Raw genomic sequence first — 15875 nt, 5'->3', positions numbered from 1 at the left:
CGCGGTTCGGCGCGGCCACTTACGGGCCGCGCCCGCACGCGCCGAGTCGGACGGTTGGATTTCGGAGAGTTTCCGAGGTGACTCGGCCGCGCTCCCCGGAAGGAAACCGTTTTTCGCGCGCGCTCCGAACCCCCGAGCATGAACCCACAGGAGTTGGCGGACCTCGCCCCCGACGACCGGCGGGCGCTGTTCGACCGCGACGCGGGCATCGAAGCGGTTCGCGACGACGTAGCCGAAATCGTCTCGCGCGTGCGCGAGGAGGGCGACGTGGCCGTCCGGGAGTTCTGCGAGGAGTTCGACGGCGTAGCCGTCGGCAACATCGACGTGACCGACGAGGCCGAGCGCGCGGCCGACGAACTCGACGGCGAGATTCGCGAGGCCATCGAGACCGCCGCCGAGAACGTCCGGGAGTTTCACGAGGCACAGGTCCCCGAGGACTGGCGGCGAGAATTTTCCGACGGCCGCGAACTCGGACGGCGATTCCGACCCATCGAACGCGTCGGCGTCTACGTCCCCGGCGGGGCCGCGGCCTACCCCTCCAGCGCGCTGATGGGCGTGATTCCCGCGAAAGTCGCCGGAGTCGAGCAGGTCGCGGTCGCGACCCCGCCCGCCGACGAGATGAACCCCGTGACGCTGGCCGCGATTCACCTCGCGGGCGCGGACAAGGTGTACAGCGTCGGCGGGGCGCAGGCAATCGCGGCGCTCGCCTACGGCACCGAGCAGGTGGACCGCGCGCAGAAAATCGTCGGCCCCGGAAACAAGTGGGTCACGGCCGCGAAGGCCGAAGTGCGTGGCGACGTGACCATCGACTTTCTGGCGGGACCGAGCGAGGTGCTGGTCGTCGCCGACGACACCGCCGACCCGACGGTGGTCGCGGCCGACCTCGTGGCGCAGGCCGAACACGACCCCGAATCCCCGGTCGCGCTCGTGACCGACGATTCGGCCCTCGCAGACGCCGTGGTCGAGGAAATCGACCGACAGGCGGGCGAGCGCGAGCGCGAGGACATCATCCGCGAGGCGCTCGACAACGAGACCGGCGGCGTCTTCGTCGCCCGGTCGATGAGCGAGGCCATCCTGTTCGCCGAGGAGTACGCCGCCGAACACCTCTCGATTCAGGCCGACGACGACGAGGCGGTTCTCGACCGCATCGACTCGGCGGGAAGCGTGTTCCTCGGTCGCTACACCCCGGTCGCGGCGGGCGATTACGCCAGCGGGACCAACCACGTCCTCCCCACGAACGGCCTCGCGAAGATTACGGGCGGCCTCTCGGTCGATACGTTCGTTCGCTCGACCACGGTCCAGCGACTCGACCGGGACGCGCTCGCCGACCTCGAAGGAACGATTACGACGCTCGCGGAGGCCGAGGGGCTGGAGGCCCACGCCGAGAGCGTCCGGAAGCGGTTCGAGGACTGAGAATCGGGAATCGAAGTTACGACTCGCTTGACGGCGTCTCGTCTTGGGCCGCCTTTCGAATCACGACCGTCGAGATTCGCGCGCCGTCGATGTCCGCCACTTCGAGGGCGTAGCCGTCCACCTCGATTTCGTCGCCGACCTCGGGCGCGCGCCCGAGTCGGTCGAGGACGAGACCGCCGACGGTCCCGAAGTCCTCGATGTCGAAGTCGGCGTCGAGCGCGTCGTTGACCTGCGAGATGGGGACGCCGCCGTCCACGGCGTAGGTGCCGTCCCCGCGCCGGTCGATGGACGGTTCGCGCTCGTCCACGTCGAACTGGTCGCGGATGTCGCCCACGACCTGCTCGATGATGTCCTCGACGGTCGCGATACCTTCGAACGACCCCCACTCGTCGATGACCGCGGCCATCTGGCTCTGCTCGGACTGGAACTCCGTCAGGAGGTCGTTGATGCGGCCGGTCTCGGGAACGACCGGGAGGTCGCGCGCGAGGTCCCCGGCGGTGACGTCGTCGTCGCCTAGGTCGGTCGCGCGCATCACATCTTTCACGTCGAGGTAGCCCACCACTTGGTCGGTGTCGTCGGCCGCGATGACCGGGTAGCGAGTGTGTGCCTCGTCGATTATCAGGGTTCGAAGGTCGGTGAGCGGGAGGTCCTCAGGGACGCTCACCACGTCGGGTCGGGGCACCATGACCTCTCGAACCGAGATGTCGTCGAGTTCGAAGATGCGCTCTATCATCTCCACTTCCTCCTTGTCGATGTGGCCCTTCCGGCCCGAGTGGCTCAACACCATCAGAATCTCCTCCTCTTCGAGCGTCTCCTCGGTCTCGGACGCGGGCGGGATGCCGATGAGTCGCGTGAAGAAGTTTGCCGTGCCGTTGAACACGACGAGACCCGGCAGGAACACGTAGTAGAAGAATCGCATCGGTGCGGCGACGAACAGCGAGACGCGCTCTGCTCGGGCGATGGCGATGGTCTTGGGCGCGAGTTCGCCGAACACGACGTGGAGGAACGTGATGAAGCCGAAGCCGACGGCGAACGCCACGAGGTGGATGGCGCTCGCGGGCAGGAACGACTCCAGCACCGGTTCGATGAGCGCGGCGACCGCGGGTTCGCCAATCCAACCGAGTCCGAGCGAGGAAATCGTGATACCGAGTTGGGTCACCGCGAGGTAGTCGTCGAGGTTCTCCATCGCCTCGTCCAACAGTTCGGCTCCGGGCCGACCCTCCTCGACAAGCGTGTCCACGGTCGTCGAACGAATTCGGACGTACGCGAACTCCGCGGCCACGAAGAAGCCGTTCAGGAACACGAGGAAGAACGCGAGGAGGACCCGGCCTGCAGAGAAGACGACGTCTACCATTCGATACCTCCGGGCGGCCCCACGCGAGTCGGTCGATGGCGTCGGCCAGCGTTCGGGGTCGGCGCGTCCGGAGGGCTGCTACCGTATCGTGTCATACGCGCACGTAATCGCTTCGGTGGGATAAACGTAGCCCCCGAGACCGACGAATCGGCTTCGTGGGACCGTCCTGCGACCGACGAATCGACCGTTTGGCGAATCTACGTCCGGAAGCTCTCGCCACAGCCGCACTCGCTGACGACGTTCGGATTCTCGACGTGGAATCCCGCGCCCTGGAGCCCGGTCTCGTAATCCACGACGCTCCCCTCGATGTAGTTCAGGCTCGCGGGGTCCACGAACACTCGGAGGTCGTGGTGTTCGTAGATGGTGTCGTCGTCCTCGGGAGCCTCGTCGAATCGCATCCCGTACGAGAGCCCGGCACAGCCGCCCTGCTGGACGAACAGCCGGAGTCCGGCCTCGTTGGCGTCGAGGCTCTCGCCGTCCAACAGCGCGAGCGCCTGCTCGGCCGCAGTTTCGGTCACCTCGATTTTGGGCACGGTGTCGCCGTCGGGCGCGGTTTCGGTACTCATATTCGTATCGTTTCGCGCGAAGGGTGTTAATGTTGACGCCGCCGACCGAAGCGGTTCGACTGGCAATATAAACCTTCATCGGACGAACTCGGTCCAGAAAACATATATCAGGTATCGCACTCGATTCGACCATGCCGGGCGCACGCATCAACGACGGCGAGCGAGTCACGCTTCGAACGACCGAGAGTGAGGACGTTGCCTTCGTCCAGCGGGCCTTCGCGAACCCCGAAATCCGGGTTCCGATGGGGAACCCAATCAGGAGTCAGGCCCAAATCGACGTGGAGAGCGACGACGACGGGAGCGACGCGTTCGTCGTCTGTCTCGACGGTGACGACGCCGGACCCGGCCAGCCAGACGAGGACGACGTGCGGCGAATCGGCACGGTCCACGTGGACGACGCCGACTGGCGTCGTCCGGACTTGGGATACTGGCTCGTTCCGGAGGTCCACGGCGATGGCTACGGAAAAGAGGCGGTCTCGCTCCTCATCGACTACGTCTTCAGTACGTACGACCACCCGGCGGTGGGCGCAGTCGCGTACGACTTCAACGACGCGTCGCGCGGCCTGCTGGAGTCGCTCGGCTTCGCGGAGGAAGGACGCGTCCGCAAGGACCGCTTCATCGACGGCGAATACGTGGACACCGTCCAGTACGGACTCCTCCGCCGGGAGTGGCGCGAGCGCGACGCGTGATTAGTCTTCGAGTTCGAACGCCACCGTGACTTCGGCCTGGTACTCGCGGTCCTCGACGCTCGCGAGTTCGACACCGAGTTCGTCCACTTCGACCCACTTGATGTTCTGCAGGGTGTTCTCCGCCCGGTCTATCGCGTCGTCGGCCGCCGCGTCGAAGCTCTCGGGACTCGTTCCGATGAGCGTGATTTTCTTGAAGACCATCGCGCGTGCCAGTTCGTCGCACGGGTTCTTAAAGGTTGATTCGTGTCAAGCGGGGACGCACGCCTTACGCATTTGCTCAAGTTTTTCTGTGTTCGGCTCTTAGGTCCCGAAAGTCAATGGACACGGAGCCGCCCAGCGAGCGCGGCGCGAACTCTGACGCGGAGCTGGCTTGGTGCTTTCAGGCCGTTCGCGGCGTCTCGCGCACGTTTGCCATCACAATCGACGTGTTGGAAGAGCCGATGAAGTCGGCCATCTGCGTGGGATACCTCCTGTGTCGGATTCCCGACACCGTCGAGGACGCCGGACACATCCCGGCCGACGAGCAGGTGGAATTACTAAACCGCTACGACCGGTCGCTCGACCCCGACGACCCCGCGACGGTCGAGTCCTTCCAGACTGCGGTCGAGGAGTGGCTTCCCGCGCCCGACGAGCGAAACGACGACTGGGAGGTCGTCGCGAACGCCGACCGGGTGTTCCGGGCGTTCGAGAGTCAGCCGCCCGAGATTCGGGACGCGGTCCGCGACCCCGCGCGCGAACTCGTCTCCGGGATGGGGATGTTCGTCGAGCGGTACGCCGACGAGGGCGGCCTTCGAATCCAGACGCCCGCAGAACTCGAGGAGTACTGTCACTACGTCGCCGGGACGGTCGGCGAACTCATCACTAACCTCGCGTGCCGGAACGGCGTGAACGCCGAAGACGAGCGCCGCCTCTACGAGCGCGCCGAGTCGTTCGGCCGCCTGCTCCAGTTGGTCAACATCGCCAAGGACGTCCACGACGACTACCACGAGGAGAACAACGTCTACCTCCCCGAAACGTGGCTCCGGTCGGAGGGCGTCTCCCCCGAGGAGGTCACCCATCCCGACAACGAGGAGGGGGTTGCCGCGGTCGTGCGTCGAACCGCAGACCGTGCCCGAAGCTACCTCGAAGACTCCCAAGCCTACCTCGAAGCGGTCCCGCTCGAAGGCGGGAACACGCTCGGCGCGTGGGCGATTCCGTATCTGCTCGCGGTCGGCACCCTCCGGGAGGTCAGCGAGCGCCCCCGCGACGCGGTCCGCGACCGGAACATCAAAATCTCGCGCGAGGAGGTCCACGCCGTCATCGGCGCGTTCGCGAGCGAGGCCGACAGGGACGCGGTGGGCGACATCCGAGAGCGCATCGCTCGCAAGCCGTTCCATCACGTCTGAGCCGGGTCGTTCGGTCGCTCGGTCGCTGTTGATTTTCCGCCGTGTTCCGCGACGCTAACCTTGCTACCGTCTCGCGCTGGCCGACTTTCCGGCAGAAACGCGAGGCTCGTCTTCCGGCAGGCAATCGCTCGGAGCGGAAAGACCGGGGACAGGCATCCAAAAACCAAGCCTGTCAGACCATCCACAAAACTGATAGTCGTCACGTTACACATGTTATAAGTGTCCGAACAACGCCGCCGAACCGTCCTCCAAACTGCCGCTACAGGTCTCGCTTCCGCCCTCCTCGCCGGATGCACCACGTCTGACACCGGACGGTCCGGTACGGACCGGACCGACGAGTCTGAGACCGACTCGACTACCACCACATCGTCCAAGACCACCTCGACTGACACAACATCGGCTGCCACCACCTCGACCCAGTCCGAGTCCCCCGATTACGGGCCGTGGGACATTATCGTCAGTAACGACCTCGAAGAAGAGAGTACAGTGACAGTTCGCGTCCTCGCTCCCGACGGTGACCTCCACGACGAAACGGAGGTGACTCTCGCGGACGATGAGGGGACGGAGGCCCTCACCGTTTCCGAGTCCGGGAGCTACACTCTCAAGGCAAGCACCGACTTCGATAGCGCCACCGCGGAGTTCAATGCGTGCAAACTCAATGCGGAAGCCATCGTCGAACTCTACACCGACGACGGCGAACGACGGCTCAGAATCGACCAACTACACATGGAATCGGGGGCCGGGACCACTATCGACGACCCGTTCACGTGCGAATAATGACTCTGACGCAGGGCGGTGTGGCCCCCGCCGGTCATCGGCGCGTTCGCGATTCGCGAGCGAGGCCGACAGGGACGCGATGGGCGATATTTGGGAGCGAATCGCTCGGCGGCCGTTCCATCAGGTGTAGACGGTCTCTCCTCTCCCCTCCTCTTCTCGCCTTTCGAAAACGCCGATTTTCCGCCGACCTACGCCTCCGCGAGGCGGTCCACCGCCTCGCGGAGGCGACGAAGTCGCTCCCCGGATTCGTGCAACTCCTCGCCGCCGTCCTGCAACGCCGCGAGGGCTTCGACCGCCGCCTCGAAGTCCGCGAGCGCGTCCGACGGCGTCGTCGTCGCGTCTCGGAGTTGGTCGGCCCAGTCGCTCGGTCCCGGTGCGAGTAGTGGGTCGATGTTCGCGGCGTCGAGTTGGTCGTAGTAATGGTATCGCTCCCTGAGTCGTTCGAACCGCTCGCGCTCGTCGTCAGAGAGCGCGTCGATATCGGACGGGTCGCCGTCCGGCAAGAGGTCCCGAATCTCCGCCGCGAGTTCCGCCTGCTTCGCTTCGACGTCTTCGCCGAGCGAGGGTCGGTCGAACAGGTCGATTTCGACCCGTTCGAGTTCGTCGGCGAGCGAGTCCCTCGCGGCCGCCCACCGCTCGCGGGAGAACGAGTCAGCGGTCTCGGGGTCGAACAGGACGCTGACTGTGGTGTCGGACACAGACACCGCGCCCTCTGCATCGAGACGAGCGAGCAACGCTTCGGCCTCGCCGCCCGAGACTGCTTCTCCGTCGCGAATCCCGACGAGCGCGTTCTCCGTCGGGACGTTCGCAGCGCCGTCGAACGAAACCGCGTCCGGGAGTCCGGCGTCGAGGACGTGGCCGAAGATTCGTCGCCACTCGTCGCTCTCGTCGAACCATCCCGCGGGAATCGTGACTGACTCGCCGCCGGGCGTCGTCGCCCGGAGTCGCTCGTCACCAGCGCCTACCGACTCGAACTCGAACGACCGAACCATACTCCGGGTTCGAAGGACCGACAGTTAATCGTTGGGTCAGTACTCGTAGAATCCTTCTCCGGTCTTCTTCCCCAAGTCCCCGGCGGCGACCTTGCGCTTGAGCAGGTAGGCGGGCTTGTAGCGGTCGCCCAGTTCCTCGTGAAGCGTCTCGCTCGCGTCCAAGCAGATGTCGAGACCGATGTGGTCTGCGAGTTCGAGCGGACCCATCGGGACGTTCGTGCCGAGTTTCATTCCCTTGTCGATGTCCTCCTTGGAGGCGACGCCTTCGTCGTAGGCCCGGACGCCCTCGTTCAGCCACGGCATCAGGATGCGGTTGGTGACGAATCCGGGCTTGTCGTCGGACTCCCACGTCTCCTTGCCGAGGTCCTCGGCGAGCGCGTGAGCCAGCTCGGCTACGTCGTCGTCGGTGTTCTCGCCGACCACCACTTCGACGCCGGTCATGATGGGCACGGGGTTCATGAAGTGGAGTCCCACGACCTGCTCCTCGCGGTCGGTCGCGGCCGCGATGGTCGTGATGGACAGCGTGGAGGTGTTCGTGGCGAGCGCCACGTCCTCGGGAATCGCCTCGTCCAAGTCGGCGAAGATGTCGCGCTTGATGTCCATGTTCTCGACCGCGGCCTCGACTACGAAGTCGCAGTCGGCGAGGTCCGCGAGGTCGGTCGTGCCCGAAATTCGGTCGAGGGTCGCTTCGGCTTCGTCCTCGGTGAGTTTGTCCTTCGAGACGAATCTGTCGAGACTGTCCTCGATGGTGTCGAAGCCGTTCTCGACGTACTCGGTTTCGATGTCGCGCATCACCACGTCGTAGCCCGACTGGGCCGCGACCTGCGCGATGCCACTTCCCATCGTTCCCGCGCCGACGACGCCGATACTGTCGATGCTGTCGAGAGTGCGTACCATGTCCGGCAATTCTTGCGGTCGGTTCGTAAGCCTACCGAAGCAATCTACGTGACGGTCAAAGGTGCGACGGCAGTCGAGCGTGAACATCGAAAGCAGTCGAGTCGGTGAATACCTCGAAAGCCCCCGCCCGGTCGCTATGAGCTACAGAACCAACAGCGGAAAACAGCCAGAAAGCCCCCGCCCGGTCGCCACCGGAAGACGGTCCTGCTCGCTTCGCTGCGCGGGCTGCGACTGCCGAGGTCTCGTTCGCTTCGCTCACGAGACGGTCGCTCTGCGGGATATTCGCGCCTCACCGCACAGCACCGCGTCGGCGCGAATAGTGGCCCACAGAGACGACCACGGGCCTACGGCCCGCGACCGGGCGGCCCCTTTCAGTCCCGTGAGGAACGAACGGGACGTCGAAAGACGCGTCTTTCGGAAGTCCCACCCCGAAAGTCGGTCGGCCTGCCGTTTTCCGTGGTCGGTGTCACCGGCCGATACCGAATCGCGCCGCCCACCGCGAAATCCGGACGATTCAGGCGAGCGCCCGAAGTATTTCGTCCGCGGTGGCGACTTCAGCGAACTCCCCGTACAGTTGCGCGAGCGCAGCCCGATGATTTTCTTCGGGCGAGACGGTCGTTCCGTCGGGGGCCTCACGGCCGTGGGTCGCGGTCGCGTCCGAGACCACGACCGGGTCGAAGCCGAGATTGTCGGCCATCCGGGTCGTGGTCGAGACGCAGTGGTCGGTCGTGAGGCCGACCACGACGATGGTCTCGTGGCCGCGCTCGCGGAGCCACGACTCCAACTCGGTCCCGACGAACGCGCTGTTGACGCGCTTCACCATTTCGACCTCGCGCTCGCGCCCGCCGGCGGGCGCGAGCGCGGGCACGAACGCGAAGCCCTCGCTGTCGCCCCGGAGTGGGGAGTCGTCCTCCTGCGAATCGTGGCGGACGTGGACCACGGGGCGGTCGGCATCTCGCCACGCCGCGAGGAGGTCGGCCGCGCGGTCCTCGGCGTCGGGGTTGTTGCGGTCGCCGTACGAGGGGTCGTCCAAGCCGCGCTGGAAGTCCACGAGGACGAGGGGGGCGTCCTCGGGGAGGTCGAGTGCCTCACCCGAAGCACCAGCACTCATGCGTTCCCCCCGACCGGCATCTCGGTCTTGGGATGCTCGCGCGTCACGCGAATCGGGCACGTCTCGGGAGCCTGCTCGTCGTCGGCCGAGAAGAGGTACTGCTTCCACTCGCGGTCGCCCTCGACGCCCCAGTCGCCGAGGTCGGCGTGGGGACAGACGCCGTCGTAGTCTTCGAGGCGGCCCTGAATGATTTCGCGGGCCTGCTGGCCCGCCTCGGTGTCGGCGGTCACGCCCTCGAAGACGTCGCGCGGTTGGAACGTGATTTCGAGTCCGACCGGGCAGTACCGACTCTTACGGTCGTCGTAGAACGGCGCGCGCGAGGTCGGGAACATCGGCGTGCCGCCGAAGCAGAACTCCCAGCGGGCGTCGTCGGGGTCAGTCGGGATGTCGTCGGGCCACGGTTCGGGGTCGTGGACGTGTAGGAACTGGAGGACGTGCCAGAGTGCCTCGTGGTAGTCGGCCTCGGTCGAAACGTCGTCGGACGGCCTGAAGAAGACGGTCAGCGGAGCGCGCTCGCTGTGGTCTTCGTAGGTGTCGAGGTATTCGAGCAGGGTCTCGCCGAGGTCGAACAGCGAGTCCTTGTCGGTGGTCGAATCGCAGAAGGAGTAGAGTCCGAGTCCCTTCTTCTCGGACTCGACGCCGAAGTAGCACGGGAACGGCGTCCCGTTTCGCTCGCCGAGAATCGCCTCGTGAAAGCTCTCGTAGTGGGCGACCGCCCACTCGGGAAGCGCACCGGACTCGATGCGGTTTTCCAGCGTCTGCTGGTCGAGCAGGACGTGCAGGCCCGATTCGTTCATACCCGAGAGTTGGGTTCGACGGCTACATAGCCTTTTTCACGCGCGAGACGCCTCGCCGCGTGCGGCGAGGCGTCTCGCATCGCGGTACTGGGTCTCACACCCCGGCGTACTCGCCCAACCGCGTCCCGTCGAGCAGATACGCCTCCGCCGACCGGAACCCCGCGGGCAGGAACGGGGCCAGAAACTCCTGTCCCTCGACGTTGACCCACGTCGCGCCAGCGAGGTCGTTGAACGCCGGGAACACGATTAGCTCCGCGCCCTCCCGGACCTCGCCGCCCCGCCGGGTGAACGCCTCGGGCGCGATGGGTCCCCGAAGCCACGCGCGTTCGACGCGACTGCCGCCCACCTCGTCCTCCAAGCGGACCGCCGGGTGTTCGTGACCAACGCAGACCACCTCGCTGTCGAGGACCTCGGGCGCGGGCCACGTGTGCCCGTGGGCGAACCCCACGTCGCCGAATCGCGCGCCGTCGCCGCCCGTGACCTCGCACTCGACCCACGATTCGATGGCCCCGTCGTGGTTGCCCTTGACGAGCGTGACGCCCACGTCCCGCATTTCGAGACGTTCGACCAGCACCTCGATTTCGCCGCGCTCGGCCCCGCCGGGGTCGCCGATGGCGTGCATCAGGTCGCCCAGGAAAATCACGCGGTCTGGGAGGGTTCGCTCGACCAGCGAGAGGATTCGCTCGCGGCGCTCGCCAGCCGCGCTGGCGAGCGAGACGCCCTCCGCGTGGAGCGCCTGCTCGATGCCCGCGTGGTAGTCGGCGACGACCAGCGCCCGCTCGGACCCGAGGTCGGCGACCGCGGCGGGGTCGCCGGGAACGGGTTCGACGAGCGCCATCAGATGGGCTTGAGGGTGTCCTCGCCCGATTCGTAGCACCGGCCCGCCATCAGCGCGGCTTCGAGCGCGTCGTCCACGTCGGCGGGCGTCACGTCGTAGTTCTGGACGACCGCCGCGAGCAGGGTCTCGCGCTCGACGCCGTCGCCGTCGTTCAGGTCCTGCATGGTGTTCATCACGGTGTTTTCGAGGTTGTCGGGTTCGGGGTTGTCGCCCGCCTCCCCTTCGGGTTCGGCGTCGGACCCCTCGGAGTCGGCGGTCTCGTCCTCGGGTTCGGGTTCAAGGTCGGCGGTCTCCTCCTCGCCGATTTCCGCACCCGGCGCTTCCCCGGCGGCCGATTCGCCGCCAGCGGGAGCCTGCTCGTCGGTTCCAACCCCGTCCTCCGTGCCGCCCTGCGCCGATTCTACGTCCTGAAGCGTCTCGGCGTCGGGCGTCTCGATATCGGCCTCGCCCGGGTCGCTGACGTCCGTCCCCGACGAGAATTCGAGACCGTGTTCCTCGATGGTCTCCTGGCGCTCGTCGTCGTCCATCTCGTACATCTCGTCGCCCGCTCCCGCGGTGCCGATGTCGGGACCGTCGTCGCCGTCGTCGGTCTCGGGTTCGACGGCTTCGTCGGCAGTCGTCTCCTGGTCGTCCTCGACGGTCGGCGGTTCGTCGGTGCCAATTTCGCCTTGGAGTTCGGCGGCGTCTTCGGCGTCCTCGACCTCGGACGCGTCCGGTTCGGTCTCGGTCCTCGCTTCGGCGTCCGCATCGACCGTGCTGGTCGGGGCCTCGCCGAGGTCGTCGCTCGCGCTCGGTTCGGACGCCTCGGCGCTCGCCGAGGCGTCCGATTCTCCGACGCTCTCGGTCGGTTCGGGTTCGGAACTCCCCTCGCTCGCGGCGTCGGTCTCGCCGACCTCGGTTCGGGACTCGGCGGGCGGCGTCTCGGCTTCGGGCGTCTCCGCCTCGGTGGCCGTTTCGTCGCTCGATTCGATTTCGGCGATTTCGGTCGGTTCGGCGTCCGAAAGCGAGTACTCGAAGTCGGCGTCCACCTCGCCGCCCTCGTCGGGCGCGAGGTCGAGCGGGCCGACCTCGTCGGCGTCGAGTTCGCCCGACACGACGCGCGCAGTGTCGATTGCGGCGTCACGGACCGCCGCGAGGTACGCCTTCGTCGTGCCGTAGTGGTCGATGGCGAGCGGGATACCGGATGCGAGTCCGGCGTCCGCGCCGCCCGCTTCGAGGGCGGCGCGGAGGTCGTCGCCGCGCGCGTCCGACTCCAGCGCGTCGGCGAACGTCGAAACTCTGTCGAGGGTCTGCTCGGCGGTCTGGACCACCCAGCGGTCGCGGGTGTCGGCGTCCACGCGACTGATGGACTCGGGTCGGACCGAGGTGAACACGCGGTCCGAGTCGTCGGGCTGGAACGTCCGCGCCTTGCCCGTGACCGCGACGAACGCGGGGGGCGAGGCGCTTTCGAGGAACGCCATCTCGTCGGGCTGATACTGCCCGGCGTAGACCACGAACGCGCCCGTCGGGTCCACGATTCGCGCCCGGAGCACGTCGTCGCTGACCTGTTCGACCTGCGTGAGCACGCCCACGACGAACAGCCGATTGATTCGCGCGCCAGTCGGCGTGACCACGTAGTTCGGGGCGCGCTCCTCGTCGCTTTCGGAGTAGTCGAGGCTGGCGTCGTCGTACTCGGCGGCGAACACGCGCCACGCGACCTCGCGGCGGCCCGCGCCGCCCTGGTCGGACTCGTTCGAACTCATTCTGCCACCTCCGCGAGGAGCGCCTTCGCACGGTCTGCTGGCGCGTCGTCGCACTCGTCGAACTCGGTGACTTCGAGGTTCGCGCCGTAGTCGTCCACCGAGAGATTCCCGCGGATGCGGAACTCCCGGCCCACGATTTCGTCGCGAATCGAGTCGGCCACGACCTCCTTGTCCATCGCGTCGCGGGCCTGCGCTTTGGCGTCGTCCACGTCGCCGCCGTACACCTCGGCGGTTCGCTCGGCGTCGAGGACCGCGGTCACGGTGCCCGTGCCGTCGTCCACGATGGCTTTCACGCGGAGGTCGTCCTCACCGTCCACGTCGCCGTGGCTCCGGCACTGGCCGTTCTGGGTGACGCGGCCGCACTCGGGGCATCGCTCGATGAGGCCCGAACCGTCTCGGACCGCCACGATGCTCCCGAGGACTTCCACGTCGTACGCGCCGCCGGACTCGACCGCTTCGCGCACGGTCATCCGGGTCGCGGTGTCGCTGACTTCGAGGTCGCGGTCTAACGGCGCGACCGTCGTGAACTCCGAGAAGTTCACGGAGGGGACCCCGCGGAACTCTCGGACGTACACGTCTTCGACCCGAAGGCGTGCGCCCGCGGCGATTTCGGGGCGGGCCTCCCAGTCGGTGAACGGAAGCCGCGCGGTCTCGTCGGCGAGGACGCCGCTCTTGATTTCGGTCTCGCCGTCCCGGCCGTCGATGGTCTTCTGCTCGACTTCGACCACCTCGACTTCGAGCGAGATTCCCCGGTCGCCGGGTTCGAGCGATTCGAGGTCGGCTTCGCCGCCCACGTCGTAGGGCACTTCGATGTCGTCCTCGAACGCGATATTGGTGGACTCGCCCAGATTGAGTTCGGGTCTGCCCTCCCACTCGCGGACGCCAGCGTTGCCCGCGGTGATTGTGTCGCCCGACGAGAGACCGAAGTCCTCCCACGCGGTGTAGGATATCGTTCCGGTCTCGTCGGCGAGTTCGCCCTCGAAGATGACCTGCTCGTTGCCCTGATACCGAATCGAGCGCTTGCCGACGGTCAGGACCTTCGCGGTCACGGTGACGCTCCCGCTGTCGGTGGTCACGTCGGCGATGTCGGCGCGGGAGGGGCCGCTCCCCCCGCCGCCGCCGTCGCCGTACTTCCGCCGGAGGCTCTGTTTGGCCTCCTCGATGGGGACGCTGTACTCTACGAGGTTCTGCAAGTCCGCTTTGACCTCCTCCTTATCGACACCGAGGTCGGAGGCGAGACCCTCGGCATGGTCGTCGAGACTCATCGTCCCCACTTTGCTCGGGATGGATTAAAAGTGTTCGTCACGTCGTGTACGTCCCCGAGTTCGGTGCGGTCGGGAACGTCCCCGAAATCGGCGAGGAGAGGCGTCTTCGACTCGATTCGTTCGGCGAGGTCGCCGTTTCGACGGCGACCTCGCCGACGTATCAAATCTTCGACCAACCACATCGCCTATCTGTCCGGTCGTGGTACAGGTCCGTGGGATGGGGGTACTCGGGGTCGCCCGGCGAGTCGTCGGGGTATCGCGCGACCGAAACATCACGTTTCTCGCGGCGAGCGTAGCCTACTACGGGTTCGTCTCGCTCCTGCCGCTCCTGTTGCTCGTGGTGGCGGTCGGGAGCCTCGTCGGCGGCGAGGCGTTCGCTCAGTTGGTCGTCCGCCAGATACAGGGCGTGCTCTCCGAATCGGGCCGGGAGGTCGTCCACATGGCGCTCACGAACTCCGAGGGTCGGACCGGCGCGGGCGTGGCCAGCGTCGTCGTGCTGACGTGGGGCGCGCTCCGACTCTTCCGAGGCCTCTCGCTCGCGTTCGCCGAGGCGTACGGCACGCCGGGCGAACCGTCGCTGGTCGGGCAGGTCGTGGACGGCGCGGTCACCGTCGCGCTCCTCGGCCTGACGGTCGGCCTGCTGGTCGCGGTCGGCTACGTCGTCGGGCTTTCGGGAGTCGTGGACGCGCTTCCGTACTCCGGCGTCGTCGCCACGCTCGGCCTGTTCGTCGGACTCGTCGTGGCGTTTCTCCCGCTCTACTACGTCCTGCCGCCGATAACGGTGTCGCTCGGCGAGGCGCTCCCCGGCGCGGCGTTCGCCGCGGCGGGGTGGGTGGTTCTCGAAGTCGGGTTCGGAATCTACGCCGCGAACGCGGGCCAGTATCAGGCCTACGGGATTCTGGGCGCTGTCCTCCTCCTCGTGACGTGGCTCTACTTCGCGGGTCTCGCGTTCCTCGTCGGGGCCGTCGTGAACGCGGTCCTCGCGGGCCAAACGTCGGGCGAGAGTTAGTCGTCCGCGCGCGTCTCGGACGCCACCTCGGTCGCCCCGTCGTCGGTGTCGTGAGTCACGACCACCTCGCCGGGAAGCGCGTTCTCGAAGTTCGCGGTCGCCTCGTAGGGAATCGTGGCGACGCACTGGACGCTGGCGTCCGTGCTACCCGATTCTCTCGCGCGCACGCGCACGGACAGCGTATCGGCGTCCTCGTCGTAGTCGGTGTCGGCGAGCTCGACCGTCCACGCCGGGGTCGGGGTCCGGACCGTTCCCTCGATTCGGACGGATTCGGCCTCGAAGGTCACGCTCGCGGTGTTCTGGGTGCCACAATCGCCCTGCTCGGCGTCGAACTCGGTCGCGGCGAGTCGCGGACCGCCACACCCCATCGTGGTCGCGGTTTCGACGGTCTCGACGCTCCCGTCGGGCATGACGCCCGCGTCGATGGTGGCCGTGTTGCAGTCGAACGCCGACCGAGCAACTTCGAACGCGGCGGATTCGGCGCTCGCACCCGTACTCGCGCCGGTGTCTGCTCCCTCGTTCGCGTCGCACGAACGCTCGGTCACGGCGTCCGAGACGCCGACCGAGACGCCGTAGTCCGCAGGCGCTTCGAGCGTCACCGAGAGGTAGGCGTCGGCAGCGAACTCGACGGTCTCGTCGAACGGCGTCTCGGACCCGCGATTGACGCGAACGTCGATGTCCCGCGATTCGTCGGCGGCGTTCCAGATGCGAACGGTTCGCGGGCGGTTGTTGTCGGGGAACGCCGCCTCGTCTCTATCCCCCACCGAGACGGTCCGGAACGGTTCGTCGGCGTCGGATTCGATGCCCGAGAAGTCGTCCGCGGTGGTCTCGGTCGGTTCGCAGTCTTCGGAGTCGTCCGAGGTAGTACCGTCGGGTTCGTTCGCGGTGCTGTCCCCGGAGTCGTTCGCCCCGCCGCCGGGCGGTCCGCTTCCGAGACAGCCAGCGAGACCGGCGACCGATGCCAACGCGCCAGCGCGTCGGAGGAGTTCGCGTCGCTTCATGGCTTTCGATTGGACGCCCCGTTCAAAGGTAGTTCCGGA

16 protein-coding genes are annotated in these 15875 nt (G+C 66.9%); 5 read left to right on the top strand and 11 right to left on the bottom strand.

The window, feature by feature from the left end:
* Positions 1-138: 138 nt before the first annotated feature.
* A complete protein-coding gene (gene hisD / locus EKH81_RS16995) occupies positions 139-1413 on the top strand; it encodes a histidinol dehydrogenase (protein ID WP_132060621.1) in 1275 nt (424 codons plus the stop codon).
* 16 nt (positions 1414-1429) lie between these two features.
* Here hisD and EKH81_RS16990 read toward each other — a convergent pair whose 3' ends face one another.
* Both EKH81_RS16990 and EKH81_RS16985 read right to left on the bottom strand, forming a co-directional pair.
* Positions 1430-2767 carry a hemolysin family protein gene (locus EKH81_RS16990; protein WP_132060619.1) on the bottom strand — a complete coding sequence of 446 codons (1338 nt, stop codon included), beginning with the start codon at positions 2765-2767 and terminating at the stop codon, positions 1430-1432.
* A gap of 197 nt (positions 2768-2964) precedes the next feature.
* Entirely contained in the window at positions 2965-3333 is a 369-nt protein-coding gene (locus EKH81_RS16985; RefSeq protein ID WP_132060617.1) for a HesB/IscA family protein, read from the bottom strand.
* 131 nt (positions 3334-3464) lie between these two features.
* On the opposite strand from EKH81_RS16985, the gene EKH81_RS16980 reads away from it, so the two are divergent.
* Entirely contained in the window at positions 3465-4022 is a 558-nt protein-coding gene (locus EKH81_RS16980; RefSeq protein ID WP_132060615.1) for a GNAT family N-acetyltransferase, read from the top strand.
* On the opposite strand, the gene EKH81_RS16975 is transcribed toward EKH81_RS16980, so the two are convergent.
* The gene (locus EKH81_RS16975) at positions 4023-4223 is read right to left on the bottom strand and encodes a dodecin (RefSeq protein ID WP_132060613.1); all 201 of its coding nucleotides are present in this window, start codon (positions 4221-4223) and stop codon (positions 4023-4025) included.
* A 116-nt stretch (positions 4224-4339) separates the two neighbouring features.
* Here EKH81_RS16975 and EKH81_RS16970 point away from each other — a divergent pair, with 116 nt between their 5' ends.
* A complete protein-coding gene (locus tag EKH81_RS16970) occupies positions 4340-5407 on the top strand; it encodes a phytoene/squalene synthase family protein (protein WP_132060611.1) in 1068 nt (355 codons plus the stop codon).
* A gap of 219 nt (positions 5408-5626) precedes the next feature.
* Positions 5627-6184, top strand: coding sequence for an Ig-like domain-containing protein (locus EKH81_RS16965; RefSeq protein ID WP_132060609.1), 558 nt, complete (start codon positions 5627-5629; stop codon positions 6182-6184).
* Positions 6185-6372: 188 nt separating this feature from the next.
* Here the strand turns inward: EKH81_RS16965 and EKH81_RS16960 are convergent, their stop codons facing one another.
* The 7 genes from EKH81_RS16960 to EKH81_RS16930 all read right to left on the bottom strand — a co-directional run bounded on the left by EKH81_RS16960 (position 6373) and on the right by EKH81_RS16930 (position 13826).
* Positions 6373-7176, bottom strand: a complete 804-nt coding sequence (locus tag EKH81_RS16960) for a hypothetical protein (RefSeq protein WP_132060607.1) — start codon at positions 7174-7176, stop codon at positions 6373-6375.
* Positions 7177-7212: 36 nt separating this feature from the next.
* Positions 7213-8073, bottom strand: coding sequence for a 3-hydroxyacyl-CoA dehydrogenase family protein (locus EKH81_RS16955; protein WP_132060605.1), 861 nt, complete (start codon positions 8071-8073; stop codon positions 7213-7215).
* Positions 8074-8587: 514 nt separating this feature from the next.
* Positions 8588-9184, bottom strand: a complete 597-nt coding sequence (locus EKH81_RS16950) for a cysteine hydrolase family protein (RefSeq protein WP_132060603.1) — start codon at positions 9182-9184, stop codon at positions 8588-8590.
* Entirely contained in the window at positions 9181-9981 is an 801-nt protein-coding gene (locus tag EKH81_RS16945; protein ID WP_132060601.1) for a YqcI/YcgG family protein, read from the bottom strand. Before EKH81_RS16945 ends, EKH81_RS16950 begins: the two co-directional genes overlap by 4 nt.
* Before the next feature lie 94 nt (positions 9982-10075).
* A complete protein-coding gene (locus EKH81_RS16940; RefSeq protein WP_132060599.1) occupies positions 10076-10819 on the bottom strand; it encodes a metallophosphoesterase in 744 nt (247 codons plus the stop codon).
* Positions 10819-12561: a hypothetical protein gene (locus EKH81_RS16935; RefSeq protein WP_132060597.1), complete on the bottom strand. Its 1743-nt coding sequence runs from the start codon at positions 12559-12561 to the stop codon at positions 10819-10821. Before EKH81_RS16935 ends, EKH81_RS16940 begins: the two co-directional genes overlap by 1 nt.
* On the bottom strand, positions 12558-13826 hold the full coding sequence (locus tag EKH81_RS16930; RefSeq protein WP_132060595.1) for a Single-stranded DNA binding protein: 1269 nt from the start codon (positions 13824-13826) through the stop codon (positions 12558-12560). Before EKH81_RS16930 ends, EKH81_RS16935 begins: the two co-directional genes overlap by 4 nt.
* A gap of 199 nt (positions 13827-14025) precedes the next feature.
* On the opposite strand from EKH81_RS16930, the gene EKH81_RS16925 reads away from it, so the two are divergent.
* Positions 14026-14835, top strand: a complete 810-nt coding sequence (locus EKH81_RS16925) for a YihY/virulence factor BrkB family protein (protein ID WP_238392227.1) — start codon at positions 14026-14028, stop codon at positions 14833-14835.
* On the opposite strand, the gene EKH81_RS16920 is transcribed toward EKH81_RS16925, so the two are convergent.
* Positions 14832-15836, bottom strand: coding sequence for a hypothetical protein (locus EKH81_RS16920; protein ID WP_132060591.1), 1005 nt, complete (start codon positions 15834-15836; stop codon positions 14832-14834). The genes EKH81_RS16925 and EKH81_RS16920 overlap by 4 nt on opposite strands.
* Positions 15837-15875 lie beyond the last annotated feature (39 nt).

Origin of the sequence: Halorussus amylolyticus, from assembly GCF_004143485.2 — an archaeon.
Taxonomy (GTDB): domain Archaea; phylum Halobacteriota; class Halobacteria; order Halobacteriales; family Haladaptataceae; genus Halorussus; species Halorussus amylolyticus.
The sequence above is the reverse complement of the archived record's forward strand: the minus strand, read 5'-3'. Positions and strand labels throughout refer to the sequence as shown.

Excerpts from the sequence above, each read along its gene's own strand:
- hisD (WP_132060621.1), top strand. The coding sequence starts at position 139 with ATGAACCCACAGGAGTTGGCGGACCTCGCCCCCGACGACCGGCGGGCG.
- EKH81_RS16990 (WP_132060619.1), bottom strand. The coding sequence starts at position 2,767 with ATGGTAGACGTCGTCTTCTCTGCAGGCCGGGTCCTCCTCGCGTTCTTC.
- EKH81_RS16985 (WP_132060617.1), bottom strand. The coding sequence starts at position 3,333 with ATGAGTACCGAAACCGCGCCCGACGGCGACACCGTGCCCAAAATCGAG.
- EKH81_RS16980 (WP_132060615.1), top strand. The coding sequence starts at position 3,465 with ATGCCGGGCGCACGCATCAACGACGGCGAGCGAGTCACGCTTCGAACG.
- EKH81_RS16975 (WP_132060613.1), bottom strand. The coding sequence starts at position 4,223 with ATGGTCTTCAAGAAAATCACGCTCATCGGAACGAGTCCCGAGAGCTTC.
- EKH81_RS16970 (WP_132060611.1), top strand. The coding sequence starts at position 4,340 with ATGGACACGGAGCCGCCCAGCGAGCGCGGCGCGAACTCTGACGCGGAG.
- EKH81_RS16960 (WP_132060607.1), bottom strand. The coding sequence starts at position 7,176 with ATGGTTCGGTCGTTCGAGTTCGAGTCGGTAGGCGCTGGTGACGAGCGA.
- EKH81_RS16955 (WP_132060605.1), bottom strand. The coding sequence starts at position 8,073 with ATGGTACGCACTCTCGACAGCATCGACAGTATCGGCGTCGTCGGCGCG.
- EKH81_RS16950 (WP_132060603.1), bottom strand. The coding sequence starts at position 9,184 with ATGAGTGCTGGTGCTTCGGGTGAGGCACTCGACCTCCCCGAGGACGCC.
- EKH81_RS16945 (WP_132060601.1), bottom strand. The coding sequence starts at position 9,981 with ATGAACGAATCGGGCCTGCACGTCCTGCTCGACCAGCAGACGCTGGAA.
- EKH81_RS16940 (WP_132060599.1), bottom strand. The coding sequence starts at position 10,819 with ATGGCGCTCGTCGAACCCGTTCCCGGCGACCCCGCCGCGGTCGCCGAC.
- EKH81_RS16935 (WP_132060597.1), bottom strand. The coding sequence starts at position 12,561 with ATGAGTTCGAACGAGTCCGACCAGGGCGGCGCGGGCCGCCGCGAGGTC.
- EKH81_RS16930 (WP_132060595.1), bottom strand. The coding sequence starts at position 13,826 with ATGAGTCTCGACGACCATGCCGAGGGTCTCGCCTCCGACCTCGGTGTC.
- EKH81_RS16920 (WP_132060591.1), bottom strand. The coding sequence starts at position 15,836 with ATGAAGCGACGCGAACTCCTCCGACGCGCTGGCGCGTTGGCATCGGTC.